The 26445-nt window shown below is 71.0% G+C and carries 21 protein-coding genes and 1 rRNA gene; 10 read left to right on the top strand and 12 right to left on the bottom strand.

Annotated elements, in window-relative coordinates; genetic code table 11:
* Nucleotides 1–11 precede the first annotated feature (11 nt).
* Complete coding sequence (gene ispG / locus AB0C28_RS13930; protein WP_357837965.1) at nucleotides 12–1175, bottom strand: flavodoxin-dependent (E)-4-hydroxy-3-methylbut-2-enyl-diphosphate synthase; 1164 nt, start codon at nucleotides 1173–1175, stop codon at nucleotides 12–14.
* A gap of 39 nt (nucleotides 1176–1214) precedes the next feature.
* Entirely contained in the window at nucleotides 1215–2405 is a 1191-nt protein-coding gene (gene dxr, locus AB0C28_RS13925) for a 1-deoxy-D-xylulose-5-phosphate reductoisomerase (RefSeq protein ID WP_357837968.1), read from the bottom strand.
* A gap of 198 nt (nucleotides 2406–2603) precedes the next feature.
* Between dxr and AB0C28_RS13920 the strand changes: the two genes are divergently transcribed.
* On the top strand, nucleotides 2604–3656 hold the full coding sequence (locus AB0C28_RS13920) for a peptidase (RefSeq protein ID WP_358074472.1): 1053 nt from the start codon (nucleotides 2604–2606) through the stop codon (nucleotides 3654–3656).
* Between the two features lie 55 nt (nucleotides 3657–3711).
* Entirely contained in the window at nucleotides 3712–4833 is a 1122-nt protein-coding gene (locus AB0C28_RS13915) for a hypothetical protein (protein WP_358074469.1), read from the top strand.
* A gap of 85 nt (nucleotides 4834–4918) precedes the next feature.
* Here AB0C28_RS13915 and AB0C28_RS13910 read toward each other — a convergent pair whose 3' ends face one another.
* Nucleotides 4919–6346: an aldehyde dehydrogenase family protein gene (locus AB0C28_RS13910; protein ID WP_357863426.1), complete on the bottom strand. Its 1428-nt coding sequence runs from the start codon at nucleotides 6344–6346 to the stop codon at nucleotides 4919–4921.
* A 365-nt stretch (nucleotides 6347–6711) separates the two neighbouring features.
* Here AB0C28_RS13910 and AB0C28_RS13905 point away from each other — a divergent pair, with 365 nt between their 5' ends.
* The gene (locus AB0C28_RS13905) at nucleotides 6712–7338 is read left to right on the top strand and encodes a TetR/AcrR family transcriptional regulator (protein ID WP_358074466.1); all 627 of its coding nucleotides are present in this window, start codon (nucleotides 6712–6714) and stop codon (nucleotides 7336–7338) included.
* Here AB0C28_RS13905 and AB0C28_RS13900 read toward each other — a convergent pair.
* Complete coding sequence (locus tag AB0C28_RS13900) at nucleotides 7304–9145, bottom strand: PucR family transcriptional regulator (protein ID WP_358074463.1); 1842 nt, start codon at nucleotides 9143–9145, stop codon at nucleotides 7304–7306. The two genes, AB0C28_RS13905 and AB0C28_RS13900, sit on opposite strands and share 35 nt — an antisense overlap.
* A gap of 92 nt (nucleotides 9146–9237) precedes the next feature.
* Between AB0C28_RS13900 and gabT the strand changes: the two genes are divergently transcribed.
* Both gabT and AB0C28_RS13890 read left to right on the top strand, forming a co-directional pair.
* Nucleotides 9238–10566 carry a 4-aminobutyrate--2-oxoglutarate transaminase gene (gene gabT / locus AB0C28_RS13895; RefSeq protein ID WP_357863434.1) on the top strand — a complete coding sequence of 443 codons (1329 nt, stop codon included), beginning with the start codon at nucleotides 9238–9240 and terminating at the stop codon, nucleotides 10564–10566.
* Nucleotides 10567–10778: 212 nt separating this feature from the next.
* Nucleotides 10779–10979, top strand: coding sequence for a hypothetical protein (locus AB0C28_RS13890; protein ID WP_346112470.1), 201 nt, complete (start codon nucleotides 10779–10781; stop codon nucleotides 10977–10979).
* A 184-nt stretch (nucleotides 10980–11163) separates the two neighbouring features.
* Here AB0C28_RS13890 and AB0C28_RS13885 read toward each other — a convergent pair whose 3' ends face one another.
* The 4 genes from AB0C28_RS13885 to AB0C28_RS13870 all read right to left on the bottom strand — a co-directional run bounded on the left by AB0C28_RS13885 (nucleotide 11164) and on the right by AB0C28_RS13870 (nucleotide 16797).
* Nucleotides 11164–12318 carry an extracellular solute-binding protein gene (locus tag AB0C28_RS13885; RefSeq protein WP_358074460.1) on the bottom strand — a complete coding sequence of 385 codons (1155 nt, stop codon included), beginning with the start codon at nucleotides 12316–12318 and terminating at the stop codon, nucleotides 11164–11166.
* A 134-nt stretch (nucleotides 12319–12452) separates the two neighbouring features.
* On the bottom strand, nucleotides 12453–13961 hold the full coding sequence (locus AB0C28_RS13880) for a CoA-acylating methylmalonate-semialdehyde dehydrogenase (RefSeq protein WP_357863439.1): 1509 nt from the start codon (nucleotides 13959–13961) through the stop codon (nucleotides 12453–12455).
* The gene (locus AB0C28_RS13875) at nucleotides 13958–15238 is read right to left on the bottom strand and encodes an aspartate aminotransferase family protein (protein ID WP_346112466.1); all 1281 of its coding nucleotides are present in this window, start codon (nucleotides 15236–15238) and stop codon (nucleotides 13958–13960) included. The genes AB0C28_RS13880 and AB0C28_RS13875 overlap by 4 nt, the downstream gene beginning before the upstream one ends.
* A gap of 107 nt (nucleotides 15239–15345) precedes the next feature.
* Nucleotides 15346–16797: an MFS transporter gene (locus AB0C28_RS13870; RefSeq protein ID WP_357863445.1), complete on the bottom strand. Its 1452-nt coding sequence runs from the start codon at nucleotides 16795–16797 to the stop codon at nucleotides 15346–15348.
* A 55-nt stretch (nucleotides 16798–16852) separates the two neighbouring features.
* Here AB0C28_RS13870 and AB0C28_RS13865 point away from each other — a divergent pair, with 55 nt between their 5' ends.
* The 3 genes from AB0C28_RS13865 (at nucleotide 16853) to AB0C28_RS13855 (ending at nucleotide 20878) form a co-directional block, all read left to right on the top strand.
* Nucleotides 16853–17554, top strand: coding sequence for a TetR/AcrR family transcriptional regulator (locus AB0C28_RS13865; protein WP_357863448.1), 702 nt, complete (start codon nucleotides 16853–16855; stop codon nucleotides 17552–17554).
* 13 nt (nucleotides 17555–17567) lie between these two features.
* The gene (locus AB0C28_RS13860; RefSeq protein ID WP_358074457.1) at nucleotides 17568–19196 is read left to right on the top strand and encodes an AMP-binding protein; all 1629 of its coding nucleotides are present in this window, start codon (nucleotides 17568–17570) and stop codon (nucleotides 19194–19196) included.
* 65 nt (nucleotides 19197–19261) lie between these two features.
* Nucleotides 19262–20878 carry a PucR family transcriptional regulator ligand-binding domain-containing protein gene (locus tag AB0C28_RS13855; RefSeq protein WP_357863455.1) on the top strand — a complete coding sequence of 539 codons (1617 nt, stop codon included), beginning with the start codon at nucleotides 19262–19264 and terminating at the stop codon, nucleotides 20876–20878.
* A 10-nt stretch (nucleotides 20879–20888) separates the two neighbouring features.
* On the opposite strand, the gene AB0C28_RS13850 is transcribed toward AB0C28_RS13855, so the two are convergent.
* Complete coding sequence (locus AB0C28_RS13850; protein ID WP_358074454.1) at nucleotides 20889–21695, bottom strand: hypothetical protein; 807 nt, start codon at nucleotides 21693–21695, stop codon at nucleotides 20889–20891.
* 223 nt (nucleotides 21696–21918) lie between these two features.
* Entirely contained in the window at nucleotides 21919–22881 is a 963-nt protein-coding gene (gene trpS, locus AB0C28_RS13845) for a tryptophan--tRNA ligase (protein WP_358074451.1), read from the bottom strand.
* A 261-nt stretch (nucleotides 22882–23142) separates the two neighbouring features.
* Here trpS and AB0C28_RS13840 point away from each other — a divergent pair, with 261 nt between their 5' ends.
* A complete protein-coding gene (locus AB0C28_RS13840) occupies nucleotides 23143–24612 on the top strand; it encodes a phosphodiester glycosidase family protein (RefSeq protein ID WP_357863462.1) in 1470 nt (489 codons plus the stop codon).
* Nucleotides 24613–24964: 352 nt separating this feature from the next.
* Here AB0C28_RS13840 and AB0C28_RS13835 read toward each other — a convergent pair whose 3' ends face one another.
* Nucleotides 24965–25435 carry an Lrp/AsnC family transcriptional regulator gene (locus AB0C28_RS13835; protein ID WP_357863465.1) on the bottom strand — a complete coding sequence of 157 codons (471 nt, stop codon included), beginning with the start codon at nucleotides 25433–25435 and terminating at the stop codon, nucleotides 24965–24967.
* Nucleotides 25436–25518: 83 nt separating this feature from the next.
* Here AB0C28_RS13835 and AB0C28_RS13830 point away from each other — a divergent pair, with 83 nt between their 5' ends.
* Entirely contained in the window at nucleotides 25519–26148 is a 630-nt protein-coding gene (locus AB0C28_RS13830; RefSeq protein WP_358074448.1) for a LysE family translocator, read from the top strand.
* Between the two features lie 220 nt (nucleotides 26149–26368).
* Here the strand turns inward: AB0C28_RS13830 and rrf are convergent.
* Nucleotides 26369–26445: ribosomal RNA gene (gene rrf, locus AB0C28_RS13825) — 5S ribosomal RNA — on the bottom strand; the annotation flags it as partial.

The raw sequence follows: 26445 nt of genomic DNA, 5'->3' as shown, positions 1-26445 counted from the left end.
CCGCGCCGGGGTCAGCCGACCGTGACCGTGGGGCCGGAGTCGTCGTCGAGGTCGACCTCGACGCCCATCTCCTCGGCCAGGCGCAGCGCCTCCTCGATCAGCGTCTCGACGATCTGCGACTCCGGTACCGTCTTGATGACCTCGCCCTTGACGAAGATCTGGCCCTTGCCGTTGCCGGAGGCCACCCCGAGGTCGGCCTCGCGGGCCTCGCCGGGCCCGTTGACGACGCAGCCCATGACGGCCACCCGCAGCGGCACCTTCAGGCCCTCAAGGCCCGCCTGGACCTGGTCGGCCAGGGTGTAGACGTCGACCTGCGCCCGCCCGCACGACGGGCAGGAGACGATCTCCAGGCCGCGCTCGCGCAGCCCGAGTGACTCCAGGATCTGGTTGCCGACCTTGACCTCCTCGACCGGAGGGGCCGAGAGGGAGACCCGGATGGTGTCGCCGATGCCCTCGGCGAGCAGGGCGCCGAACGCGACGGACGACTTGATGGTGCCCTGGAAGGCCGGGCCGGCCTCGGTGACGCCGAGGTGGAGCGGGTAGTCGCACTCAGCGGCCAGCAGGCGGTAGGCGTTGATCATCACGACCGGGTCGTTGTGCTTGACCGAGATCTTGATGTCGCGGAAGCCGTGCTCCTCGAACAGCGAGCACTCCCACAGCGCCGACTCCACCAGCGCCTCGGGCGTGGCCTTGCCGTACTTCTGCAGCAGGCGCGGGTCGAGGGAGCCGGCGTTGACGCCGATGCGGATCGGGACGCCGGCGTCGGAGGCCGCGCGGGCGATCTCGCCGACCTTGTCGTCGAACTTCTTGATGTTACCCGGGTTGACCCGGACGGCCGCGCAGCCCGCGTCGATGGCGGCGAAGACGTATTTCGGCTGGAAGTGGATGTCGGCGATCACCGGGATCTGCGACTTCTTGGCGATGATGGGCAGCGCGTCGGCGTCGTCCTGGGACGGCACGGCGACGCGGACAATCTGGCAGCCGGACGCCGTGAGCTCGGCGATCTGCTGCAGGGTGGCGTTGACGTCGGCGGTCACCGTCGTCGTCATCGACTGCACCGACACGGGGGCGTCGCCGCCCACGGGCACGCTGCCGACCATGATCTGGCGGGAGTGGCGGCGTTCGGCGAGCGGCTTGGGACGCACCGTCGGGATGCCGAGAGCTACAGAAGTCATTTCAACCCTTACTGTGACGACGCTTTCCAGTTTAGGTAGCTAGCGGGACTGCCCGGTTGTGAGTTCGGCCGCACGGGCGCGAGCCCAGGCGTCGGCCGCCAGCACCTCTTCGACGGAGTCGGCGGGGGTCACCTCGTGCTCCTCGACGACCTTGGCCACGGTGTCGACGATGGCCAGGAACGGCAGCCCGCCCCGCAGGAACGCCTCAAGGCACGCCTCGTTGGCGGCGTTGTAGACGGCGGGCGCGGTGCCGCCCTCGCCGCCGACGTGCCGGGCGAGCGCGACCGAGGGAAAGGCCACGTCGTCGAGGGGCTCGAACGTCCAGGTGTGGGCCTTGGTCCAGTCGATGGCCCGCGCCGCGCCCGGGATGCGTCTGGGGTGGCCGAGCGCAAGCGCGATCGGCAGCCGCATGTCGGGCGGGCTGGCCTGGGCCATGGTCGAGCCGTCGACGTATTCGACCATGGAGTGGATCACCGACTGCGGGTGCACGACCACCGCGATGCGGTCGAAGCCGAGGTCGAACAGCAGGTGCGCCTCGATCACCTCCAGCCCCTTGTTGACCAGGGTGGCGGAGTTGATCGTGATGGCCGGACCCATGGACCAGGTGGGGTGCGCCAGCGCCATCTCGGGCGTGACGCCTGCCATGTCCTCACGCCGCATGCCCCTGAACGGCCCGCCGCTGGCGGTGATCACGAGCCGCTTGACGGCCGAGGAGTCGTAGCCGGCGGGCCCGGCGGCCCACAGGGACTGCTGCACGGCCGAGTGCTCGGAGTCGACCGGAAGGATCTGGCCCGGCTTGACCAGCCGCTTCACCAGCGGCCCGCCGATGATCAGCGACTCCTTGTTGGCCAGCGCGAGCGTGCGGCCCGCTTCGAGCGCGACGAGGGTGGAGGTCAGCCCGAGCGCGCCGGTGATGCCGTTGAGCACCATGTCGCACGGCCATCCGGCGACCTCCGCGACCCCCTCGTGGCCGGCGAGCACGACCGGCCGGGCGCCGAGTGCGGCCAGCGCCTCCTTCAGTGCGGGCACGGCCGCGGGGTCGGCCACCGCCACGGCCTCGACCCCGAACTCCGCGGCCTGGCGCGCCAGCAGTTCGACCTTGCCGCCACCGGCCGCCAGCCCGGCAACCTTGAAGCCGCCGGGGTTGGCGGCGATGACGTCGAGGGCCTGGGTGCCGATCGAACCGGTGGAGCCGAGCACGACCACGGAGCGGAGGGTCTCTTCATGCACGTGTCCATTGTCCCCGCTGTTCGGCGTACTCGGGCACGCGGGACCCCAGACCCCAGAAATCCCCTCCTTATGTGACACGTGATAAGGGAGTTCATTTGTGCCGGAATATAGCTATATCGGTATGAGCAAATCTTGAGAAATCTGGATATTGAGCCCGCTACCTTCCTAGGCCCAGGTCCGGTTTACGGAGGTTACGTAATGCAACGCAAATTCGCCCTGCTTTCCGCCGCCACGCTCACCGCCGTCGCCCTCACCGCCGCCCTGGCCCCGCCCCCCGCGAGCGCGGCTCCTGCGCAGGCCCAGCAGCGGGTGCAGGGCCAGGGGCAGGGGCAGGTGCAGGCGCGGGTGCCGCCGAAGCCCGCCCAGCGGGCCGCCGCCGACACGGCCACCGAGCGGCGGCAGGTCATGACGTACTGGACGGAGCGGAGGATGGAGGCCGCCAAGCCCTTGGACGCGCCGAAGCCCAAGGCCGGACTGACGGCCGACGCGCCCGAACAGGGCAGCTCTTGGACCGCTCCACCCACCCGCGGCCAGTCCGGCGCCGGCGTGGACCTCCAGGCGGCGCGGAGCGGGGGCGAGGCGTGGACCGGCGGCGGCGCGGTCGCCCGCACCACCGGCCGCATCTTCTTCACCACCCAGGGCCGCAACGCCTCCTGCTCGGGCACGGCGGTGACCAGCGCCAACAAGAGCGTGGTGCTGACCGCGGGCCACTGCGTGAAGATGAACGGCGCCTTCCACACCAACTGGGTCTTCGTCCCCGGCTACGCCGCCGGCAACCGCCCCTTCGGCACCTGGCCCGCCACCAGGCTGCTGACCACGCAGCAGTGGAACGCGAGCGAGGACATCAACTTCGACGTCGCCGCCGCCGTGGTCGCGCCCCTGGAGGGCAAGACGCTGGTGGACGCCGTGGGCGGCCAGGGCGTGGCCTTCAACCAGCAAAGACGCCGGCAGATGTACGCCTTCGGCTACCCCGCGGCGACCCCGTACGACGGCTCGAAGCTCGTCTACTGCTCGGGCCGTACCTTCGACGACTTCCTCGCCTCCAACGACCTGGGCCTGACCTGCAACATGACCGGCGGATCCAGCGGCGGCCCCTGGATGCTGAATTTCAACGAGTCGACCGGGCTCGGCACCCAGAATTCCGTCAACAGCTTCAAATACAACTTCGCCCTCAACTGGATGTTCGGCCCCTATTTCGGGAACGAGGCCCAAGCCGTCTACCAAGCAGCACAAAGCACCAACGCACTCTGAGGAATTTACCGAAAGTAGTCACAAGAACACATCTCGTAGTGCACACTCGGGGGCCATGACCTTGAGCACCCCCCTGCTTGCGGCGGCCCCGCTTCTGGCAGGGCTGATCGGCCCCGCGCTCATCGGCGCGGCCCCCGCCCGCCAGCAGGCCGACCGACCGGCCGTCGCGCCCGCCCACCTGGGCGGGCGCGCGACCCAGAACATCATCGGGCGCGGCAGTACAAGCACGGCCGGCGACATCGTCGAGCACGTCGCCGCCAGAACCGCCGCCGACCAGCGGCGCGTGCTCGACTACTGGACTCCCGAGCGCATGGCCAAAGCCCTGCCGATCGGGCTGCTGGACATCGTGACCGACGACGGCCTGCTGAGCGGACTCACCGGCAGCGCGGACCTGCGCACCACCCCCGAGCTGACCGGCCGCAAGGCGGACCTGACCGTCCCGCGCGAGCTCGTCGGAACGCACCGCATGGCCGCGGCCCGCCCCGACACCAGCACGATCGGCGCCCGCTGGATGACCGGCGGCCTGGTGTCCAGGACGACGGGCCGGGTGTTCCTGACCGTGGCAGGGGCCGACTTCGTCTGCTCGGCCAGCACCGTCAAGAGCGCCAACAGGGACGTCGTGGTCACGGCCGGCCACTGCGTCAAGGACGGCGCGGGCGCGTGGGCGGCGAACTGGACGTTCGTCCCCGGGTACGGGACGCGCGGCGCGCACCCGTACGGCCAGTACACCGCCCGCCGCATGTTCGTCGCCGGCCCCTGGTCGCGCGGCGGCGACGACAACTACGACGTGGGCATGGTGGCGCTGGCCACCTCGCATGGCAAGCACGTGGCCGACGTCGTGGGCACGCAGGAGATCGCGTTCGACGCGGGGCGCGGCGGCCAGGCGTTCGGTTTCGGCTATCCGGCCGACCCTCCGTACGACGGCGGCCACCTCGTCTACTGCGCGGGCCGGCTCAAGGACGACCCGTACGGCCAGAGCCGCGACCAGGGCCTCGGCTGCGACATGACCGCCGGTTCCAGCGGCGGGCCGTGGATGACGAAGTTCGACCCGGCCACGGGCAAGGGCACGATCATGTCGCTGAGCAGCTTCAAGTACAGCGACGACCGGCGCACGATGTACGGCCCGTACTTCGGCCAGACGATCAAGGCCCTCTACGCCACGGCGCAGAACGCATGACGTGAGGCTGAGGCGCCGCCACCCGGCCAGGTGGCGGCGCCCCGCGGATCGGCCTTCAACGGCTCACCGCCCGGCAGATCATGCGTCAGAGGCTCAGCCCGGTCAGCACCATGACCTTCTCGTAGGTGTAGTCCTCCATCGCCGAGTGCAGCCCCTCGCGCCCGACCCCCGAGTCCTTCACCCCGCCGTAGGGCATCTGGTCGGCCCGGTACGACGGCACGTCCCCGACGATCACGCCACCCACCTCCAGCTCCCTGTTCGCCCGGAAGGCCGCGTCCAGCGAACGGGTGAAGACGCCGGCCTGCAGCCCGTACCTGGAGTCGTTGACCATCGCGTACGCCTCGTCGATCGAGGCGGCCGGCTGGAGGATCATGACGGGCCCGAAGACCTCCTCGCAGGCGACCTTGGCGTCGTGCGGCACGTCGGCCAGGACCGTCGGGGCGACGGTGGCGCCCTCGCGGGTGCCGCCCGCCAGCACCTTGGCGCCGGCCGACACCGCCTCCTGGACCCACTGCTCGACCCGCGCCGCGGCGGCCTCGGAGACCAACGGGCCCACCTGCGTCTTCTCGTCGGCCGGGTCACCGGTGACGAGGGCGGCGACGGCCGGGACCAGCCGTTCGACGAACGCGTCGTAGACCGGGCGCTCGACGATCACCCGCTGCACCGCGATGCAGCTCTGGCCGGCCTGGTAGTTGGAGTAGAGCGCGATGCGCTGCGCCGCCCAGTCGAGGTCGGCGTCGGCCAGCACCACCGCGGCGGCGTTGCCGCCCAGCTCCAGCGTCACGTGCTTGCGCGGCACCTGGTCGGCGATGGCGTAGCCGACCGGGGCCGAGCCGGTGAACGACACCACCGGCAGCCTGGGGTCCTGGACGAGGGCGGAGGCGCGCTCGTTCTCGATCGGCAGCACCGAGAACATGCCGGCGGGCAGGTCGGTCTCGGCCAGGATCTCGCCGAGCAGCAGCGAGGACAGCGGCGTCGCAGGGGCGGGCTTGACGATGACGGGCGCGCCGACCGCGATGGCCGGGGCGACCTTGTGGGCGACGAGGTTGAGCGGGAAGTTGAACGGGGTGATCGCCAGCACGGGGCCGTGGGGCACCCGCGAGACGTAGGCCAGGCGGCCGGCCGCCGCCGGCTCGGTGTCGAGCCGCTGTACGCCGCCCGACCAGCGGCGGGTCTCCTCGGCGGCGAACCGGAACGTGGCCACGGCCCGCCCGACCTCGCCGCGGGCCCAGACGATGGGCTTGCCGTTCTCGGCGGTGATCAGCTGGGCGATCTCCTCGGCCCGCTCCGCGATGCGGCGCGAGACGTGGGCCAAGGCCTCGGCCCGTACGTGCACGGGCAGCGCGGCGGCCTCCTTGGCCACCGCGTGGGCCGCGGCGACGGCCTCCTCCACCTGGGCGTCGGTCGGCACGGAGTGCCGGGCGACCTCGCGGCCGTCATGGGGGTTGGTGACAGTGAGCTCGGTGTCCCCGGTCGCGGCGCGGCCGGCCAGCCAGAAGGTACGCACGTCCATACCTCGACGTTATGCCAAGGCGTGGGCAGGGGATTTACACCACGTTGCACAAGAGCCCCACGAGGGCTCACCGTTAAGTACAAGCTCCGTTGTATACCCAGGATGTAACAGAAGTAGACCTAATTCGGGATGTTTACCATGCGGAGTGGTTTGAGGGATCTCCGCCTTGGCTAAGTCATCGGGTGCGGGTCTCCAGCGCGGTGGGCCCCCGATCAGAAAGGCGTGGGCCCAGTGACCGAACAACGTGAGGTCACAAGGACGCAGAGCCGGTCCTTGGGCCGTTCCGTGGACAGGTCCGCGGGCAAGTCCGCGGGCAGGTCAGTGGGCAGGTCAGTGGGCAGGTCCGTGGGCACGAAGGAGGTCTCATGACCTCCGCGCCGCTGGGGCTGCAGGGCGCCTACCTCCTCGGTGAGCGCGCCACTCACGACGAGCTCCGCTCCCGCCTCCTCGACGTCGCCGTCAACCTGCTGCGGACCGACGGGCCGGAGAGTCTGACCATGCGCAGGATCGCCGCCGAGGCGGGCTGCACGACGACCGTCATCTACACGATGTTCGGCAACAGGGAGGGCCTGGCCGAGGCGCTCTACCTGGAGGGGTTCGAGCGGTTCCGCCGCTTTCTGGAGGCCGTGCCGCAGCGGCGCGACCCGCTGGAGCACCTCCACGCGCTCGGGCCCGCCTATCGGCAGGCGTGCCTGTCCGAGCCCGGCTACTACAGCCTGATGTTCGAGCGGGCGATCCCCGGTTTCGAGCCGAGCGAACGCGCGAGGACGCTGGCCAGGGCCGCGCTCAACATCCTCGACCGGGTGATCGCCGACTGCATCTCGGCCGGCCACCTGATCCCGACGCAGCCCCGCAAGATCGCCGATGCTTTGTGGGCCGCGGCCCAGGGGGCGATCAGCCTGGAGCGGGGCGGGCACCTGCGGGACGGCCGCACGTACGAGGCCGTGACCACAGCGACTATCTGCTGCTATCTGGCGGAGAAGCCGAAATAGCCGGATTGCGGGCCGCCTCCATGGCGAGCCACAGCTCCGCGCGCACGCCCGGATCGTCGAGGTCGCGGCCGAGCAGCTCGGCCACCCGTCTCATGCGGTAACGCAGGGTGTGCCGGTGCACGCCCAGCCGCTGCGCCGCCGTCTCCCAGTGACCGTTGCCTTCCAGGTACGCGCGCAGCGATGCCACGAGGTCGGCCCTGGAGCCGTACGCGGTGAGCGGGGCCAGGACCGCGGCCGAGAACGCCTGGGCGGCGGCCGGATCGAGCAGCCCCAGCAGCCCTTGCCCCGCCAGCTCCCCGAACCCGACCACGGACCCACCCCCGTGCCCCGCACCGCCCGTTCCCCCGCCCGCCGCCCCGCCTTCCGCCCCGCCCGCTCTGGGGCCTTCCGCGTCACGGCGTGCGACATCACGGCCCGCGGCGTCACGGCTCCGAGCGGCCTCCAGGGCGCGCCTGGCCTGGTCGAGCGCGGTGCTCAGGGCGGTGGCCCCGTACCCGGCCGGCCGGCTCAACCCGACCGGCGCCTCCGCCCCCACCGCCACCTCCCGCGCCACCGCAGAGGCCACGTCATGAGCGACCAGCGCCACCACCACCCGACCCGACACCTCACCCGACACCAGACCCGAGGCTCGACCCGACACCTCACCCGACACCAGACCCGAGGCTCGACCCGACATCTCACCCGACGCCTGGCCCGCTGCCCCGGCCGACGCTCGGCCGCGTTCCGGCACGGGAGGCGTGCCGTCGTGGAGTGCCGTGAAGGCGTGCGGTTCCAGGGCCTCAGCGGCCTCAGCGGCATCCGAGGGCGCCGCCAGCACCACGAAGGGCTCCTCTGGCAGGCGTCCGCCGAGCGGCTCCAGCACCACCCGAGCCCGCTCGCTCTCCCCCGCCAGCAGCAGCTCCAGCACGGCCGCGCGGACCCGCCGCTCGGCCGTCAGCCGGGTCCTGCCCTGCTCCATGGCCAGCGTCAGCAGCGAGCCCGCGGCGTTGATCACCGTGTGCGCGACCGGCGTGAAGGCGTGCCTGGCCCCGACGGCGAAGAAGCCACGCGGCCGGCCCCCGCCGCCCAGCGGCAGCACCACGATGTGTTCGCCGGGCGCGGACAACGCGAGACTCGACGGCACCCGCTCACCACTCCGCCCGCCCTGCTCACCACGGCGCGCGTCAACGGAGTGCGCCACCGGTTCGGCCCGGCGACCGGACGGCTCGGCGGGCCGGCCGCCCCGGAGCCGGGCCAGTTCGTGGGTCACCGCCTCCGGCCTGGCGTCCCGGGTGGCGTGGCGGACCTCGCCCGACTCATCCAGCAGCGCGGCCCAGCCGTCGACCTCCCTGGCCAGCCGGTCGATGACCGCGTGCATGCCCTCGGGCCGCAGCGCGGCCCGGGTCAGCCGGCCCTGGGCGGCGAAGGCGCGGCTGATCTCCTCGTACTGCTCGGCGGCCAGCAGCTCGCTGACGGCCTTGCCGATCGCGATGAACGGCGTCTCGCGCGGCACCTCCAGCAGCGGCAGCCCGGTCCGCTCGGCGGCGGTCACGAGCGCGGGCGGCGTCTCCTCGTGCGAGACCCCGACGCCGAAGCCGAGACCCGCCACGCCACGGGCGACGAGCCGGGCGACATAGTGGGACTGGTCGCCTTCCATCCGCAGGCCGGTGGTCAGCAGCAGCTCCCCGCCCTCCAGGTATGGTGTCGGGTCCGCGAGCTCGCTGACCGCCACCCAGCGCACCGCGGCCTCCAGCACCCCGGGCGCCGAGGTTCCGGCGAGCGGCCGGAGGTTCATGCGGCGCACGACGGTCTGCAGCGTAGGCGGCATGCGATTGTTATCCATTCCGGCAAAGACGAGGTACTTCAGTGTGACATATCGACGTATCGGAGCTGATGGGAGCCCGCCGTAGCGTCGAAGCCATGAGCATTCCCCAGGAGCGGCGCGTCGTGACCGCGATCCCAGGCCCCAAGTCGCAGGAGTTGCTGGCCCGCAAGCTGGCCGCCGTCCCGCCCGGGATCGGCACCACGCTGCCGGTCTTCGTCACCCGCGCCGGCGGCGGCGTGGTGCAGGACGCCGACGGGAACTCGCTGATCGACTTCGGCTCCGGCATCGCGGTGACGAACGTCGGCAACGCCGCCCCCAAGGTCGTCGAGCGGGTCCAGCGGCAGGTGGCCGAGTTCACCCACACCTGCTTCATGGTCACCCCGTACGAGTCGTACGTGCAGGTCTGCGAGAAGCTCAACGGGCTGACCCCCGGCGACCACGAAAAGCGCACCTTCCTGGTGAACTCGGGCGCCGAGGCCGTGGAGAACGCCGTCAAGATCGCCCGGCACGCCACAGGCCGGCCGGGCGTCGTGGTGTTCGACCACGGCTACCACGGCCGCACGCTGCTCACGATGACACTGACGGCCAAGAACATGCCGTACAAGCAGGGTTTCGGCCCGTTCGCCCCCGAGGTGTACCGGGTGCCGCTCGCCTACCCGTTCCGCTGGCCGGGCGGGCCGGAGAACTGCGCCGATGAGGCCGCCGAGCAGGCCATCGACCTGATCACCAAGCAGATCGGCGCGGGCAACGTGGCCGCCGTGGTGATCGAGCCGATCGCGGGCGAGGGCGGGTTCATCGTGCCGGCCAGGGGGTTCCTGCCGCGAATCGCGGAGTTCTGCCGGGCGAACGGGATCGTGTTCGTGGCGGACGAGGTGCAGACGGGCTTCGCGCGTACCGGAACGTTGTTCGCCTGCGAGGACGAGGGCGTCGTCCCGGACATCATCACCACCGCCAAGGGCATCGCGGGCGGCCTGCCGCTGGCCGCGGTCACCGGGCGGGCGGAGATCATGGACAAGGTGCACGTCGGCGGCCTGGGCGGCACGTACGGCGGCAACCCGCTCGCCTGTGAGGCCGCGCTCGGGGTGCTGGAGACCATCGAGGCCGAGGACCTGGTCGCGAGGGCGCGGCGCATCGGCGAGATCATGCTGCCCCGGCTGGAGGCGCTCAAGGAGCGCTTCGACGTGATCGGCGACGTGCGCGGGCGCGGCGCGATGATCGCGATCGAGCTGGTCGAGCCCGGCACCAAGGAGCCGAACCCGGCCGCCGTGCAGGAGATCGTCAGGCGCTGCCACGCGGAGGGGCTGCTGGTGCTGACGGCGGGCACGTACGGCAACGTGCTGCGCTTCCTGCCGCCGCTCGTCATCCCCGAGCACCTCCTGGAGGAAGGGCTCGGGATCCTGGAGAAGGCCGTCGCCGCGCTCTAGCCGACGAACCCCAACGAAACGGGCATCCACCTTGCGGCTGGATGCCCGTTTTTGTGGTGTAACCGCCGCTACTCGGGTAGAGAATTCACCTTGACTTGACGCGCAGCAGGACGCTCATGGCCTCGGTCAGGGTTATAACGGTTCCGACGTACGGAGGGGCGATGGCTGCTGGGAGCGTGATGAACTGGGGTCCGACCAGATCGGCGCGAGGTATGTTGACGTTCGACCCTGAGGGCCTGTCCGCGGCCCAGCGCGACGGCGACGCCTGCGTCGTCTGCCACAAGCGGTGGCCACGGCCCCGCGTGCGGGTGGGCTGCCTGCCCGACGAATCGGCCGTCCTGGCCTGCGGCGACTGCGCGGAGGCGCTGCTGCCGGCCCCCATGGCCACCGTCGTGGCCTTCCCTTCCCGCTGACCGTCCCTGCTGATCGACGCCGCCTGACCGCTCTCAGCGACCCTGCCGTCCGGGAACGCCGACCGGGAACGCCGAGACGCCCCGGGACGGGGGGGAAGGCCCGGGGCGCCTCTTGACGGGCCTCGCCCAGCGGGGGAAAAGGGCGGGTCCGCGGCCCGGTCACGTGGGGGTCAGCGGCCCCCACTCACTTGGCCAGCAGCTCCTGCCAGCGCTTGGCCCAGGCGGCATAATCAGTGCATTCCCCGTCTTCCGCCGCGCAACCCCCAGGCGGCCGCACGGCGAAGTCCACGCGGTCGAGCCGCTTGTCGTCCCCCACCCCGTACGTCTCGCACATCAGCCTGGCCCGCCCCTTGCACGCCTTGTCGTTGGCCGGCGCCATCCCGGCCCAGGCCGCCGCGTCGCGCTGGGCGTCGGTCGCGGTCATCCAGTTGAGCCACCGGTAGGCGCAGGTGGTGTCGGGCAGGTTGGCGCCCAGCATCCAGGAGTCGACCCATCCGGTCGTCCGGCGCTCGGGCAGCACCTCGATCGGCTTGCCCGCCTGCTGCAGCAGCAGGCGCCAGTAGGGGGTGACCTGGGCGTAGTCGAGCCGGCCCGTGGCGAACCCCTTGATCAGGTCGAGCGGGTTGCGCCAGTAGGTGCGCTCCTTGTTGCGTTCGAGCAGCGCCATGGCCCGGTCGAGCTCGCTCTCGCTCAGCTCGTACGGCTCCTTGGCCGACCCCTCGGCCAGCGCCGCGTCCGCGATCGTCATCGGGCTGTCGCGCAGCGCCGTACGTCCTGACGAGAAAACCTGCTCCGGCGTGCCGCCCCTGACCTTGGACCGGTCGTAGACGAGCTCGTGGTACGCCCACAGGTAGGGCACCCCGTAGACCTTGCCCGACACCGTGGTCATGTCGCGGAAGCGCTTGTCGAGGTCCTGGTAGCCGCTCACCTTGGCCGGATCGATGGCCTGCACCAGCTTGCGCTGGATCAGGTCGCCCGCCAGCGCCGGCCCGGCGGTGATCACGTCGTAGGGGCGGTCGCCGACTCGACTGGCCAGTTCTTCGGCGGTCTGCGCGGTGTCGAGCCGGGCGATCCTGCAGCCCGTCTCCTGCTCGAACGCGCCCACCCAGTTGACCTTGGAGGTGACCCCGCCGTACTCGGCGTAACCGCGGTAGGTGAGGATCTGCAGGGTGCCGTCGAGCTGCGTGGCGCTGGGCGTGGGTGTGGGCGTCGTCGTGGCGGTGCGCGTCGCGGTGCGGGTGGGAGCGGGCGTGGCGGCGCCGCTCGGCGGCGGGGTGGGACGGGCCGCGCCCACGCCGGCCACCAGCGCCGTCGCGGCGACCGCCATGGCACACGTCATGGCGCGATTACGACGACGATTCACGATGCCCCCTAGTCCGTGTGCAGGAGCTTACCGGGGAGCCGGGGACAGGGCGGGCGTGTGGCCGATCCACGGGGGCGGGAGCGGCGCCGCTCCCGCCCCGTGACCGCCGCTCACCCGTTCGTGGGGAAGCCCAGGTTCACGCCGCCGTGCGAGGGGTCCAGCCAGCGGGAGGTGACGACCTTGCCGCGGGTGTAGAAGTGCACGCCCTCGGTGCCGTGCACGTGCGTGTCACCGAACAGCGAGGACTTCCAGCCGCCGAAGCTGTAGAAGGCCATCGGCACGGGGATCGGCACGTTGATGCCGATCATGCCCACCTCGACCTCGTTCTGGAAGCGCCTGGCCGCGCCGCCGTCGTTGGTGAAGATCGCGGTGCCGTTGCCGTACAGGCCGTCGTTGATGACCTTCAGGCCCTCCTCGTACGACGAGACGCGCACGATCGACAGCACCGGGCCGAAGATCTCGTCCGTGTGCGTCCGCGACCCGGCGGGCACGTGGTCGAGCACGGTGGGGCCGAGCCAGAAGCCGGCGGTCTCGGAGGCCTTGCCGCCGCCGAGCACGGTCGTCTCGCGGCCGTCCACGACCAGCTTGGCGCCCTCCTCGACGCCCAGGTCCAGGTAGGAGGCCACCTTGTCGCGGTGCGGCCCGGTGACCAGCGGCCCCATCTCGGACGCGGGGTCGTCGCCGGGGCCGACCACCAGGTTCTCCACCCGTTCGACGATCTTCTGCACCAGCTCGTCGCCGACCGGGTCCACGGCCAGCACGACGGAGATCGCCATGCAGCGCTCGCCCGCCGAGCCGAAGCCCGCAGAGACGGCCGAGTCGGCCACCAGGTCGAGATCGGCGTCGGGCAGCACGAGCATGTGGTTCTTGGCGCCGCCGAGCGCCTGGACCCGCTTGCCGTGCGCGGTGCCGCGCTCGTAGACGTACTGGGCGATCGGGGTGGAGCCGACGAACGACACCGCGCGCACGTCCGGGTGCTCAAGGAGCCGGTCCACGCTGACCTTGTCGCCCTGCACCACGCTGAAGACGCCGTCGGGCAGCCCCGCCTCCTGCCAGAGCCGGGCCATGAGCAGCGAGGCCGACGGATCCTTCTCCGACGGCTTGAGCACGAACGCGTTCCCGCACGCGATGGCGATCGGGTACATCCACATCGGCACCATGGCCGGGAAGTTGAACGGCGTGATGCCGGCCACCACGCCGAGCGGCTGGCGGATCGAGTACGAGTCCACCCGGGTCGAGACGCCCTCGGAGTAGCCGCCCTTGAGCAGGTGCGGGATCCCGCAGGCGAACTCCACGACCTCCAGGCCGCGGGCCACCTCGCCGAGCGCGTCGGAGTGCACCTTGCCGTGCTCGGCGGAGATGAGCGCGGCCAGCTCGTCGCGGTGGGCGTACATGAGCTCGCGGAAGCGGAACAGCACCTGCGCCCGCTTGGTCAGCGAGGCGTCGCGCCAGGCGGGGAAGGCGGCGACGGCCGCCGCCACGGCCGCGTCCACGTCGGCGGCGGAGGCCAGCGCGACGTGGCCGCTCACCTCGCCCGTGGCGGGGTTGTAGAGCTCCGCGGTACGCGCCGGGTCGCCGTCGGCGAGGGCTCCGTTGATCCAGTGCTTGACCGACTTCACTGAGCTGCCGCCTCCGCGTCGATGGTCTCCAGGGCCGTGACGATGATGCCCAGGCCCTCGGTGGCCTCTTCCACCGTGAGGGTGAGGGGCGGGGCCATGCGGATGGCGGTGCCGTACAGGCCGCCCTTGCCCGCGAGCAGGCCCGCCCGCTTGGTCAGCTCCATGAAGCGGCCCGCCTGGGCGGGCGTCTCCAGGTCGACCGCGAACATCAGCCCCTTGCCGCGCACGCCCTTGACCACGGACAGGCGCTCGGCGGCGGCCTTGAGCCCGCTGATGATGATCTCGCCGGTACGCGCGGCGTTGGCCTGGAGGTCGTGGTCGAGCACGTAGTCGAGGGTGGCGTTGGCCGCGGCCATGGCGATCGGGTTGCCGCCGAAGGTCGACAGGCCCACGGCGTGCGGGGCGTCCATGAGGTCGCCGCGCGCCACCACGCCGCCGACCGCGAAGCCGTTGCCCAGCCCCTTGGCGAACGTGATCATGTCGGGGGTCACGCCGTGGTTCCCGATGCCGAAGAACGAGCTGCCGGTCCGGCCCCACCCGGTCTGCACCTCGTCGGAGATGAACAGGATGCCCTGCTCGTCGAGGACCTCCTTGTAGGCGGCGAACAGCCCGTCGGGGGCCATGGTGAAGCCGCCCACGCCCTGCACCGGCTCGGCGATCAGCGCGGCCACGTCGTTGGAGACGCTCGTGGCCAGCACGTGGCGCAGGTCGTCCACGCAGGCCGCGATGTAGTCGGCGTCCGACAGGCCCTTGAACTGGGTGAGGTGCCGGTCGGCGCCGTGCAGGAAGTGCACGTTGAGCGGGGAGAGCGAGTTGTTCTTCCACGACCGGTTCGCGGTGACGCTGATCGCGCCGAAGCTGCGCCCGTGGTAGCTCTGGCGCATGGCCAGAACCTGGTCGGTCTTGCGCGCGTACGTGGCCAGCAGCAGCGCCGTCTCGTTGGCCTCGGTGCCGGAGTTGGTGAAGAAGACCTTGGCGTCGGGGATGCCGGACAGCCGGGCGATCTTCTCCGCCAGCTCGATCTGGCCGCGCAGCAGGTAGAGGGTGCTGGTGTGCACCACCCCGGTGGCGAGCTGGCGCTCGACGGCCGCGCGCACCTCGGGCACGTCGTAGCCGATCATGTTGGTCAGGATCCCAGCGAAGAAGTCGAGATAGCTCTTGCCGTCCGCGTCGATGACGCGGTTGCCTTTGCCACTGACGATCTCGATGGGGTCGTGATAATTGAGGGCCAGCCAATTGGGCATCACTGCCCGGTGGCGCGCGAGAAGCTCCGACATGCTACCGAGTATCCCTTTTCCTGGGACCGACCTGCCCCTGCAACATGTCGGAGGGGAGAAGTCTTGCCTTACACCCTGACAGCCTGCAAACCGATAACCCGGGCCGCTCAGACCTGGGCCGGCTCCGGAACGGGGGCGGACGGCGCCGCAGGGCGCAAAACACTGAAGGCGAGCAGCGCGGCGGCCACGCAGAACCCCCCGCCCACCCACGCGCCGAGGTGCATGGCGGAGGTGAAGGCCTGGTCGGCGGCCTCGCCCAGCCCGGCCGCGTGCGCCGCGCCGATCGACTCGCGCGCCGCCGCCGGCAGGCCGGCGGGCATCTCCGCGGTGTAGCGGCCGGCCAGGACACTGCCCAGGACCGCGATGCTGAGCGCCATGCCGACCTGCTGGACGGTGTCGTTCAGCGCGGAGCCGACGCCGGCGTGCTCCATCGGGATGGCGCCCATGAGTGAGGCGTAGGCCGAGGGTCCGGCCAGGCCGCCGCCGATGCCCATGAGCACCAGGCCGGCGAGCAGCGGCAGGTAGCCGGTGGTCAGGGCCATGACGACGAAGCCGCCGGCCATCAGCAGCAGCCCCGCCGCGATCAGCACCCGGTTGCTGAGCCGCTTGCCGAGCCCGGCGCCAACGCCGTTGAAGATCGCGGCGGCCACGGCGTAGGGCAGCAGGGACAGCCCGGCCTGCATCTCGCCGTACCCGAGCACGAACTGCAGGTACTGGGTGAGCATCAGCATGACCGCGCCGGCGCCGAACGACATCAGCAGGATCGAGAACGACGCGCCGCTGAAGTCGCGGTTGGCGAACAGGTGCAGCGGCAGCATGGGCTCGTCCCTGCGCCGCTCCCAGAGTACGAAGGCGCCCAGGGCGACGACCGCGAGCACGATGACGGGGACGTTCCACTCACGCTCGATGATCACGTAGACGCCCGCGGTCAGGCCCGTGATCGACAGCAGCGCGCCCACGGGGTCGATCTTCCGCCCCGCGCTGCGGCTCTCGGGCATCAGCACGACCGCGGCGACGACGGCGACGGCGGCGACCGGCACGTTCAGCAGGAAGACCGAGCCCCACCAGTAGTGCTCCAGCAGGAAGCCGCCCAGGGTCGGGCCCGACACCATGCCGACCAGCGCCACGGCGCTCCAGGCGGCCATGGCCTTGCGCCGCTCGCCCTCGTCGAAGACGGTCATCAGGATCGACAGCGTGGACGGCATGACCAGCGAGCCGCCGACGCCCATCAGGAAACGGGCGGCGATGAGCTGCCAGGGCTCGGTGACGAGCACGGCGAGCAGGGACGCGCCGCCGAAGAAGACCAGGCCGATGACGAGGAGGCGGCGGCGGCCGTACGTGTCGGACAGGCTGCCCGCGGTGAGCAGCAGCCCGGCGAAGGCCAGCACGTACGCGTCGATGATCCACTGGATGTCGGACGGGGTCGCGCCCATCTCCTCGGTCAGCGAGGGGATGGCCAGGTTGAGCACCATGTTGTCGATGACCAGGACCAGCAGGGCGAGACACAGAGCGGCGAGAATCCACCAGCGACGGGGATCTCGTACAGTGTTCGAGTTCACTCGCACACTGTACGACAACCCTCGTACAGTGTGCGAGAGGATTTAAGCTGAGAGTATGACGGGCAAGGCGTACTCCTCCGTGTGGCTCCGCGAGCCGCGTAAGGCCACCAGCCCCGGCCGCAGCCGGGAGGAGATCGTCAGAGCCGCGCTCGACCTGCTCGACGAGGAGGGGATCGACGGGCTGAGCATGCGCAAGCTCGGCGCCAAGCTGAGCGCGGGCGCCACCAGCCTCTACTGGTACGTCGCCAACAAGGACGAACTCCTCGAACTGGCCTACGACGCGACGTGGGGCGCGATCACCGCCCCCGACCCCGACGAGGTGGGCTGGCGCGAGGCGGCCTCCGTCATGGCCCACAGCGTGCGCCAGGTGATGCTGCGCCACCCGTGGATCGCCAGCCTGCTCGGCCGACTGCCCGCGCTCGGGCCCAACGCCCTGCGGGTCGCCGACCGGATGCGGCAGACGTTCAAGCGGGCCGGCTTCACCGGGTTCGAGATCGACTACGCCGTGGCCACGTTCACCGCCTACGTCTACGGCATGACCCTGCCCGAGATCGCCTGGAACGCCACGATGGCCGGCCACGACTACGACGCCGACGCCATGCGCGAGCAGGTGATCAGGGCGACCGCCGACTTTCCCGACATGCGCGAGCGCATCGACATGGACACCTACGAGGATCCGCGGGTGATGCGGGCGGTCGCGTTCGACTTCGGTCTCGTGTCGGTGCTCGACGGCCTTGAGCGGCGGCTGGTCACGTAGCAGGATCCGAGGCATGAGCGATTTCCGTACCGCCCGCGACTTCCTGCTCGGCGCCGACCCCGCCACCGCCCGCCGCGACTTCCGATGGCCGCAAGCAGCCGAGTTCAACTGGGCGCTCGACTGGTTCGACGGGGTGCTCGCCGCAGAGACCCCCGACGCCGTCGCTCTCAAGATCGTCGGAGAGAGCAGCGCCGACTACACCTTCGCCGGGCTGTCGGCCCGCTCCAACCAGGTCGCCAACTGGCTGAGCGAGCAGGGCGTGCGCCGGGGCGACCGGATCCTGCTCATGCTGGGCAACCAGGCCGAGCTGTGGGAGGCGCTGCTGGCCGCGATGAAGCTGGGCGCGGTCGTCATCCCGGCCACCACACTGCTGACCGGCAAGGACATCGCGGAGCGGATCGAGCGCGGGCGGGTCTCCCACGTCATCGCCAACGCCGCCGACGCGGGCAAGTTCGGGCCGGGCGAGTACACCAGGATCGCCGTCGGCGACGCCTACACCTGGCTGCCGTACCACGAGGCGTACGAGTCGCCCGAAACCTTCACCCCCGACGCGCCGACCCGCGCGGACGACACGCTGCTGCTCTACTTCACCTCCGGCACGACCTCGCAGCCCAAGCTGGTCGAGCACACCCACGCCTCCTATCCGGCCGGGCACCTGTCCACGATGTACTGGATCGGCCTGCGGCCGGGCGACGTGCACCTCAACGTGTCCTCGCCGGGCTGGGCCAAGCACGCGTGGAGCAACGTCTTCGCCCCATGGAACGCCGGGGCCACCGTGCTCGTCCACGACTATCACCGCTTCTCCGCGCCCGCACTACTGGAGGTGCTGCGCGACGAGCGGGTCACCACGTTCTGCGCGCCGCCGACCGTGTGGCGGATGCTCATCCAGGAGGACCTGGCGGCGTGGAAGCTGCCGCTGCGCACGGCCGTGGCCGCCGGCGAGCCGCTCAACCCCGAGATCATCGACCAGGTGGCCAAGGCGTGGGGCATCACCATCAGGGACGGCTACGGGCAGACCGAGACCACCGCGCAGATCGGCAACGCGCCCGACGAGCCGGTCAGGCCCGGGTCCATGGGCCGGCCGCTGCCCGGCTACCAGGTCGTACTGATCGATCCGGTCTCGGGCGAGCAGGGCGACGACGGTGAGATCTGCCTGCCGCTGGACGACCGCCGCCCCCTCGGCCTCATGTCCGGATATATCGGTGGATCGGGTGATGCGATGCGGGACGGCTACTACCACACGGGCGACGTCGCCACCCGCGACGCCGACGGCTACATCACCTACGTGGGCAGGACCGACGACGTCTTCAAGGCCTCCGACTACCGCATCTCGCCGTTCGAGCTGGAGAGCGTGCTGCTGGAGCACGCGGCGGTGACCGAGGCGGCCGTGGTGCCGGCGCCTGATCCGGTCCGCCTGGCCGTGCCCAAGGCGTACGTGACGCTGGCCCCCGGCTTCGAGCCGGACGAGGCCACGGCCCGGTCGATCTTCGAGCACTGCCGCAGGGAGCTGGCTCCGTACAAGCGGGTGCGGCGGCTGGAGTTCGACGAGCTGCCGAAGACGATCTCCGGCAAGATCCGCCGCGTCGAGCTGCGGGTACGCGAGCCGCGCAGGGAATACCGCGAAGAGGATCTTCACTCCTGACAGGGTTGGCAGACTGTCAATCGGCCCTCCGCCGTTCTTACAGGCTGATCGGATAGGCTCGGCCCGTGCTCCCCACCATCGCCGACGTCCTCGCTCTGGAGACCGTGCGCCGGGGCAGCCCGCGCGTGGTCGCGGGCGCCGACCGGCTCGACACCAAGGTGCGGTGGGTGCACGTCGGCGAGATCGCCGACATCGCCCAGCTGCTCCGCGGCGGCGAGCTGGTGCTCACCACGGGCGTGGCCCTGCCGGAAGACCCCGACAAGCTCGCCGACTACATCGGCGAGCTCTCCTCCGTCGGCGCCTCTGGGCTGATCGTTGAGCTGGGCCGCAGGTTCGTGGGCGAGCTGCCGCAGGTCGTGGTCAAGGCGGCGGAGGAGCACGGGCTGCCGGTCATCGTGCTCACCCGCGAGACACCGTTCGTGCAGATCACCGAGTCGGTGCACGCCCGCATCATCGACATCCAGCTTGAGGAGCTGCGTGCCTCCGAGCAGCTGCACGAGGTCTTCACCGAGCTGTCGGTCGAGGGCGCCTCGCCGGCCGAGGTGCTGGCCCAGGTGGCCCGGCTGTCGGGCCGGCCGGTGCTGCTGGAGAACCTCGCGCACCAGGTCCTGGCCGCCGAGTCGGCGGGGCGCGACGCGGGCGCCCTGCTGGCGGGCTGGGAGACCAGGTCCAGGGCCGTCGCTCCGGCCGAGCGCACCGCGTACGACCCGGCCTCCGGCTGGCTGGTCACCACAGTGGGCGCGCGCGGCCAGGACTGGGGGCGGCTGATCCTGCTCTGCGACGCGCAGCCGTCGCCGCGTGACATGGTGCTGGCCGAGCGCGCCGCCACCACGCTCGCCCTCGGCCGCCTGCTGGAGCGTCACCAGGAATCGCTGGAGCGCCAGGCCCACGGCACCATCATCACCGGCATCCTCACCCACGCCTACGCCGACCCCGACGAGGCCGCCGCCCGCGCCCGCGCGGTGGGCGTGCCGCTCACCGGCCGCAAGCTGATCAGCGTCGTCATCAGGCCGACCGAGCCGATCGACCAGGCGCTCGACGGGCAGGCGCAGCTCGGCGAGCTGGCCGAGGCCACCGCCGCCGCCTGCCGCGACGCCCGCCTGCCCGCCCTGGTGGGCGCGCTCGACCAGGAGCGCGTGGGCGTGCTGATGCCGCTGCCGCCGCGCACCCAGGCCGAGCCCGCGCTGACCTCGCTCTCCGAGCGGCTGCGCGTGCTGTGGCGGCCGGGCTCGTCGTTCGTGCTGGCGGCCGGCTCGGTGGTCGAGTCCATCAGAGACGTACGCCGCAGCTTCCTCGAAGCCGAGCAGGTGGCCGACGTCGCGGTCCGCCAGCCCGACGGCCGCGCCTACTACCGGCTGCCCGACCTGCGCCTGCGCGGCCTGCTCCACCTGCTGCGCGACGACGCCAGGCTGCAGACGTTCGCCGAACGGGAGCTGGGCCCGCTGCTGGCCCACGACGCGCAGCGGGGCGGCGACCTGACTCGGATCCTGCGCGTCTACCTCGACTGCGGGCGCAACAAGGCCGTGGCCGCGCAGAAGGCCCACCTGTCCAGGCCCGCCTTCTACGACCGGCTGCGCCGCCTGGAGCGCATCCTCGACACCGACCTCGACGACGTCGAGTCCTGCCTGTCCCTGCACGTGGCGCTGCTGGCGCTGGAGTCGTTCAGGAGAGACAACCGCTGACGGCCGCAAGTCAGGGGGTCCACCACTCCGCCTTGCACTCCGAGGCCAGGTCGTCGACCGTGACGCGCTTCTCCTGCAGCACGAGCCCGTTCGCCGTGATCCGGCAGACGAGCGTGCCCTGCTCGGCGCTCCGGCCGGCGATCAGCCACACGCTCAGCGGCGCCTCGCCGAGCCGCACCTTCCGCGTGTAGGGAAGCCGCACGAAGCTCTCGTCCACGGTGCCCGCCTTCCGCGAACGGCTGTCGATCCGGTACGCCACCGAGGCGACCTCGACCCCGTCACCGTCGACCTCCAGCTCGACCTCCGTCGGCCCGTTCAGCGGGACGGCGGTGGTGCCGGCCGAGCCTGTGGACGGGGGCGGGACGATCGCGGCCGGCTCCCCGACCTGCTGGAGGAAGAGCAGCACCGCGATCGCCACCGAGGCCACCCCCAGGACGACCCCGCCGGCCGCGAACAGCTTGCCGCCCAGCACCTTGACCGCGATGGTCACCACGCCGAGCAGGGCGCCGATCAGGCCGAGCGCCGCGCCCGGCAGCCGCAGCACAGGGAAGAACGCCGCCAGCGCGCCGATCCCGCCCCAGAGCAGGGAGATGACGCCGAGGACTGGAGTGGGCGGCGTGTACCGCGGCAGGCCGGGCGGGGGCCCGGGCGGCCGGCGGCGCTCGCCTCCCGGCCCGGGCAGCGGCTGACCGGGCTGGTGATCGGCCGGCTGCCGGTCGGACGGGGGCTGATCGGACGGGGGCTGGTCGAGTGGCCGCCCGTCGGACGGGTGCTGGTCGGACACGTGCTGGTCGGGCGGTTGCCAGTCGCCATTCATGGCAGTTTCCGATCGGGAACGGCGGGGGCGGGCTCGAATCGGCTTTCCGACCAGGATGGGGATCGACGCACGACTTACACGATAAATCTCCGGAGCTCTTCCGCTTTCTGACCTCGTCAAATGTCCGGAAAATGTCCTCATCCGCACCCAGCCGCGTTTCAGAAATGCACGCCGCCGGGAAAGGCGTGACCTCCCGCCGGCGCCGTTCGGAAAAGCACCGCGTTCAGAAGCCCATCGCGACCCGCACCTCCTCCAGCGTGCGCACCGCCCGCTCCCTGGCCCGCTCGTTGCCCTCGGCCAGAATCAGCCGGACGTCGCCCGCGCCCAGCTCGGCGCGGCGCTTCCTGATCGGCCGCAGGAACTCGTTGACCGCCTCGGTCGTCACCCGCTTGAGCGTGGCCGCGCCGCCGTCGCCGATCTCCTCGGCGAGCTCGGCCGGCGACCGGCCCAGGCACAGACCCGCCAGCGTGAGCAGCCCGGCCACCCCGGGACGCCGCTCCTCGTCGTAAGTGATCACCCGGTCGGGGTCGGTGACGGCCTTGCGGATGAGGGCGGCGGTCTCGTCCTCGGTGGCCGACAGAGGGATCGCGTTGCCCCGGCTCTTGCTCATCTTGCCGCCGTCCAGCCCTCTGAGCTGCGGCTGCTCGCCCATCAGCGCCTCGGGCAGCGGGAACACCTCGCCGTAGCGCTCGTTGAAGCGCCGCGCCACCAGCCGCGTCACCTCCACGTGCGGCAACTGGTCCCGGCCCACCGGCACCAGCGTGCCCTTGCAGAACAGGATGTCGGCCGCCTGGTGCACCGGATAGGTGAACATCAGGCCGCTCACGGCCGCCTGCGAGCTGTGCGCGATCTCGTCCTTGACGGTCGGGTTACGCCGCAGCTCGGCCACGGAGACCAGGCTCAGGAACGGCAGCAGGAGCTGGTTCAGCTCGGGGATCGCGCTGTGCTGGAAGATCGTCACCTTGGCCGGGTCGATCCCCACCGCCAGGTAGTCGAGCAGCAGCTCGGTGGTGTGCTTGCGGATCTCGCCCGGCACGTCGCGATCGGTGATCACCTGGTAGTCGGCGATCAGCACGTACATCGGGTAGCGCTCCTGCAACCGCACCCGATTGGCCAGCGAGCCGAAGTAATGGCCGAGATGCAGCGGCCCGGTCGGGCGGTCGCCGGTGAGCACGAGGTCGTTCATCAGGTCTTTTCTCCTCCGGAATCGTGCCGTCCCGGAGAGAAGCCGCCCGTGTCGGTGGGCCGTCCCAGGGACGGCCCTTGCATGCGAATGTCAGCGGCCGTCTGTCGGCCGCCACCACATGCAGTTGCGAGTCATATCCGAATCATATCCAGGTGTGGTGTCAATCTCGTAACCTCTTTACTCGTTTCGCGCGTTCTCCTGCCCTGGAGACCATGATCTCGCCACTATGGTGCGGTCCCTTTTCCGCCCTCTGGAGAGTTCATGTCTCGACGTACCCTCGCCGCCGGCTTGGCCATGGCCGCGGCGCTCCCCCTCACCGCGCTGCCCGCGACCGCGGAGCTGCAGTCGGTGAGGTTCCCGTCGGCCAAGTTCCCGCTGGGCGCACGTGCTGTGCCGACCAAGACGATGACCACCGTGACGCAGGGCATCGACCTGTACGACGTGAAAGCCGGCTCGTCCACCGACGGCTACACGGTGACCGTTCTCATGCCGAGCGGCCGTGACTACGGGATGCTCCCGACGGCCGAGGCCAGGGTCGCCGAGGTGGAGGCGGCCGGCGAGACCGCCAGCCTGCAGAAGGTCGTCCGCCCCGGCGTCGCCGACGCCCCCTCCCAGACCGTCTACATGGTGCGCGTCGGCCTGTGGTCGTTCAAGGACAAGAAGAAGGCCGAGAAGAGCGCCAAGAAGCTCAAGGAGGCCGGGCTGAAGGTCAAGGTCGACTACCTCGGCGACGACGGGCTCAAGACCACCGGCCCCTGGGACGTCAAGGTCGTCATGATCGACGCGCGGACGTTCCGCGGCTCGTACGCCGCCACGCTCGGCACCAGCGTGGCCAAGCGCGAGACCGTCTCCTCAATGGCCAAGGCCGGCAAGGCCGTGGTCGCGATCAATGGCGGCTTCTTCAACATCCACACCGACAAGGCGCTGCGCGGCGAGCCCGTCGGCGCGTCCGTCGTCGGCGGCAGGCTGCTGAGCGAGGCCGTGCCCGGCCGCTCGGCCGTGGTGCTCAGAGGCCGTACCGCCAAGATCACCGAACTGAAGACCGACGTCACCGCGATCTCTCAGGACGGCGAGCGCGTCGAGGTCAACGGCATCAACCGCGCCGCCGCCACCGACGAACTGGTCCTCTACACGGAGGAGTACGGGGCCAAGACCCCCACCGGCGGCACCGACGCCGTCCTCGACGCCGGCGGCCGGGTCACCGGCCTGCGCGCCTCGGGCGCCGCGGTGGCCAAGGGCACGCGGGTGCTGCACGGCAACGGCGTCGGCTCCGACTGGCTCAACGAGCACGCCTGGCAGGAGTGGAAGGTCGACGTGGTGACCAAGGTCGTGGACCTGCGCACCAAGAAGGCACTCAAGCTCACCCCCGACCTCAACGTCATCGCCGGCGGCGTCGGCCTCGTCCGCAACGGCAAGACGAAGATCACCGCCAAGCGCGACGGGCACGACTCGATGAACATGATCCTGCGCCGCCACCCGCGCACCCTCCTCGGCACCACCAGGAACGGCAGCCTCATCCTGGCCGCCATCGACGGGCGCCAGCCCGGGGTGACGGTGGGGGCGAACTTCGTGGAGGCGGCCCAGTTCATGCGCTGGCTGGGCGCCACGCAGGCGATCAACCTGGACGGCGGCGGCTCGACCGCCCTGTTCGTGGACAAGAAGGTGGTCAACCGCCCGTCCGACGGCGCCGAACGCGGCGTCGGCGACGCCCTCCTGGTCCTGCCCCAGTAACCCTCCCTCCGCTCGCAGGGACCCGCAGGCGACCTGCGGGTCCCTTCTTCATGCGGTACGGAATCCGCTACGGCCGCATGCGGTACGCAATACGCTGCGGCCTCATGCGGCACGGAGTCCGCGGCGGCCGGGCGGGCCACAGGTCCGCGTACCGCAGGAAGACCTACGACCTGCCCACAGACCGCTCCGCAACAGGACCGGCAGCCCCACCCACAGGCCCCACCGCAGCAGAACCGGCAGCCACGCCGGCCGCGGCGGGACCAGCGGCCCCCGCTCACAGAACCGTGACTCATGCTCGCATGAGGTCCAGCTGTGGCGGGTGGGCCCTGGCCCTGACGTTGGGGTGTTGGGGTCAGCGCGCCCGGCTGTCGGTGACCGGCAAGCCGGTGTCCGCTTTGATGGCCTTCATCGCCAGATGTGAGGTGGCCTGCGCCACCCCCGGCAGCCCGGACAGCGTCTCCGAGTAGAACCGCTCGTAGGCGTGCACATCCGCCACCGCCACCCGCAGCAGAAAGTCCGGATCCCCGAAGAGCCGGTGCGCCTCGACCACCTCCGGCATCTCCGCCACCCGCCGCTCGAACTCCGCGACGGTGTCGTGGTCCTCGTACCTCATCACCACCGTCACGAACGCCTGGAAGCCGCGCCCGATCGCGTCCCCGTCGAGCAGCGCCCGGTAGCCGCGGATGACGCCCGTCCGCTCAAGGTGACGCACCCGGCGCAGGCACGGCGACGGCGTGAGCCCCACCCGATCGGCCAGCTCGGTGTTGCTGAGCCGCCCGTCCCGCTGAAGCTCCTGGAGGATTCTGCGGTCGATGGCGTCCATAGCGCAACATCCTGCCACGGACGGCCCCGCACGGGCATGGATCCACCATCGTGTGCCAGCCCGTTTCGGCTAGCGTCGCCGGTATGGACACCCACCTCCTGCTGCTGTTCCTGGGGATGGACCTCCTGCTGATCTGCACCCCGGGGCCCGACATGCTCTACGTGATGGCGCGCTCGCTCGGCCAGGGTCGCAGGACCGGTCTGACCGCGGTGGCCGGCATCTGCGGCGGTTACGCCGTGCACACCGCCATGGCCGCCGCCGGGCTGGCCGCCGCACTGCGCGCCGTACCCGCCGCGCTGCCCGCGATGAAGTACGCCGGAGCCGCCTACCTGGTCTTCCTCGCTGTCAGAACGCTGATGGCGCTGCGGAACCGCGGCGGCCACGCGCTCGCGGCGCCCACCGCCGAGCCGTCCGGCAAGGTTCTGCGGCAGAGCCTGCTCACGGCCCTGCTCAACCCGAAGGGCCTGCTGCTGTACCTGTCGCTGATGCCGCAGTTCATCTCGACGGGGACGGGGGTGCCGCTCGGCTTCCAGCTCGCGGCGCTCGGCCTGCTGCACATCGTGAACTGCGCCCTGCTCTACGGCCTGGTCGCCACCCTCACGGCCCGAGCCGGCCACGCCCTGACCGGCACCCCGAAGGCGGCCCGCCGCGTCTCGGCCGTGTCGGGCACGTTGCTACTCGTCGTCGCAGCAGCCACCCTCAGCACCCATTAGCCACTTCACGATCGCAGCGGCCATCAGGCGCCGGCGTTCCCGCTGTGCTGACCTGGAAGTTCGCCCCGAAGGTGAAGGACGCTTCACGCCTCCAGAGTGATGGCCTCCCGTGACAGCCGCTACCAGAAAGCCGTCATGCCCGGAATCCGCCCCATACACGCGGACATGCAGAAGAGGGCCCCGACGCTGTGAAGCGTCGGGGCCCTCTCCTCAAAAGATTGTCCGGCGGTGACCTACTCTCCCACACCCTCCCGAGTGCAGTACCATCGGCGCAGGGAAGCTTAACTTCCGGGTTCG

The organism is Nonomuraea sp. NPDC048892, from assembly GCF_040649735.1.
Classification (GTDB): Bacteria; Actinomycetota; Actinomycetes; order Streptosporangiales; family Streptosporangiaceae; genus Nonomuraea; species Nonomuraea maheshkhaliensis.
Note: the sequence above shows the minus strand (reverse complement) of the source record. Positions and strands in the feature narration are given on the sequence as shown.

Coding starts and splice junctions, on each gene's coding strand:
- trpS (WP_358074451.1), bottom strand. CDS start 22,881: ATGAACGACCTCGTGCTCACCGGCGACCGCCCGACCGGGCCGCTGCAT.
- AB0C28_RS13920 (WP_358074472.1), top strand. CDS start 2,604: ATGCAACGCAAATTCGCCCTGCTTTCCGCCGCCACGCTCACCGCCGTC.
- AB0C28_RS13910 (WP_357863426.1), bottom strand. CDS start 6,346: ATGGACGTGCGTACCTTCTGGCTGGCCGGCCGCGCCGCGACCGGGGAC.
- AB0C28_RS13860 (WP_358074457.1), top strand. CDS start 17,568: ATGAGCGATTTCCGTACCGCCCGCGACTTCCTGCTCGGCGCCGACCCC.
- AB0C28_RS13875 (WP_346112466.1), bottom strand. CDS start 15,238: ATGTCGGAGCTTCTCGCGCGCCACCGGGCAGTGATGCCCAATTGGCTG.
- AB0C28_RS13905 (WP_358074466.1), top strand. CDS start 6,712: ATGACCTCCGCGCCGCTGGGGCTGCAGGGCGCCTACCTCCTCGGTGAG.
- ispG (WP_357837965.1), bottom strand. CDS start 1,175: ATGACTTCTGTAGCTCTCGGCATCCCGACGGTGCGTCCCAAGCCGCTC.
- AB0C28_RS13835 (WP_357863465.1), bottom strand. CDS start 25,435: ATGGACGCCATCGACCGCAGAATCCTCCAGGAGCTTCAGCGGGACGGG.
- gabT (WP_357863434.1), top strand. CDS start 9,238: ATGAGCATTCCCCAGGAGCGGCGCGTCGTGACCGCGATCCCAGGCCCC.
- AB0C28_RS13830 (WP_358074448.1), top strand. CDS start 25,519: ATGGACACCCACCTCCTGCTGCTGTTCCTGGGGATGGACCTCCTGCTG.
- AB0C28_RS13890 (WP_346112470.1), top strand. CDS start 10,779: ATGTTGACGTTCGACCCTGAGGGCCTGTCCGCGGCCCAGCGCGACGGC.
- AB0C28_RS13915 (WP_358074469.1), top strand. CDS start 3,712: ATGACCTTGAGCACCCCCCTGCTTGCGGCGGCCCCGCTTCTGGCAGGG.
- AB0C28_RS13840 (WP_357863462.1), top strand. CDS start 23,143: ATGTCTCGACGTACCCTCGCCGCCGGCTTGGCCATGGCCGCGGCGCTC.
- AB0C28_RS13865 (WP_357863448.1), top strand. CDS start 16,853: ATGACGGGCAAGGCGTACTCCTCCGTGTGGCTCCGCGAGCCGCGTAAG.
- AB0C28_RS13885 (WP_358074460.1), bottom strand. CDS start 12,318: ATGACGTGTGCCATGGCGGTCGCCGCGACGGCGCTGGTGGCCGGCGTG.
- AB0C28_RS13900 (WP_358074463.1), bottom strand. CDS start 9,145: ATGCCGCCTACGCTGCAGACCGTCGTGCGCCGCATGAACCTCCGGCCG.
- AB0C28_RS13850 (WP_358074454.1), bottom strand. CDS start 21,695: ATGAATGGCGACTGGCAACCGCCCGACCAGCACGTGTCCGACCAGCAC.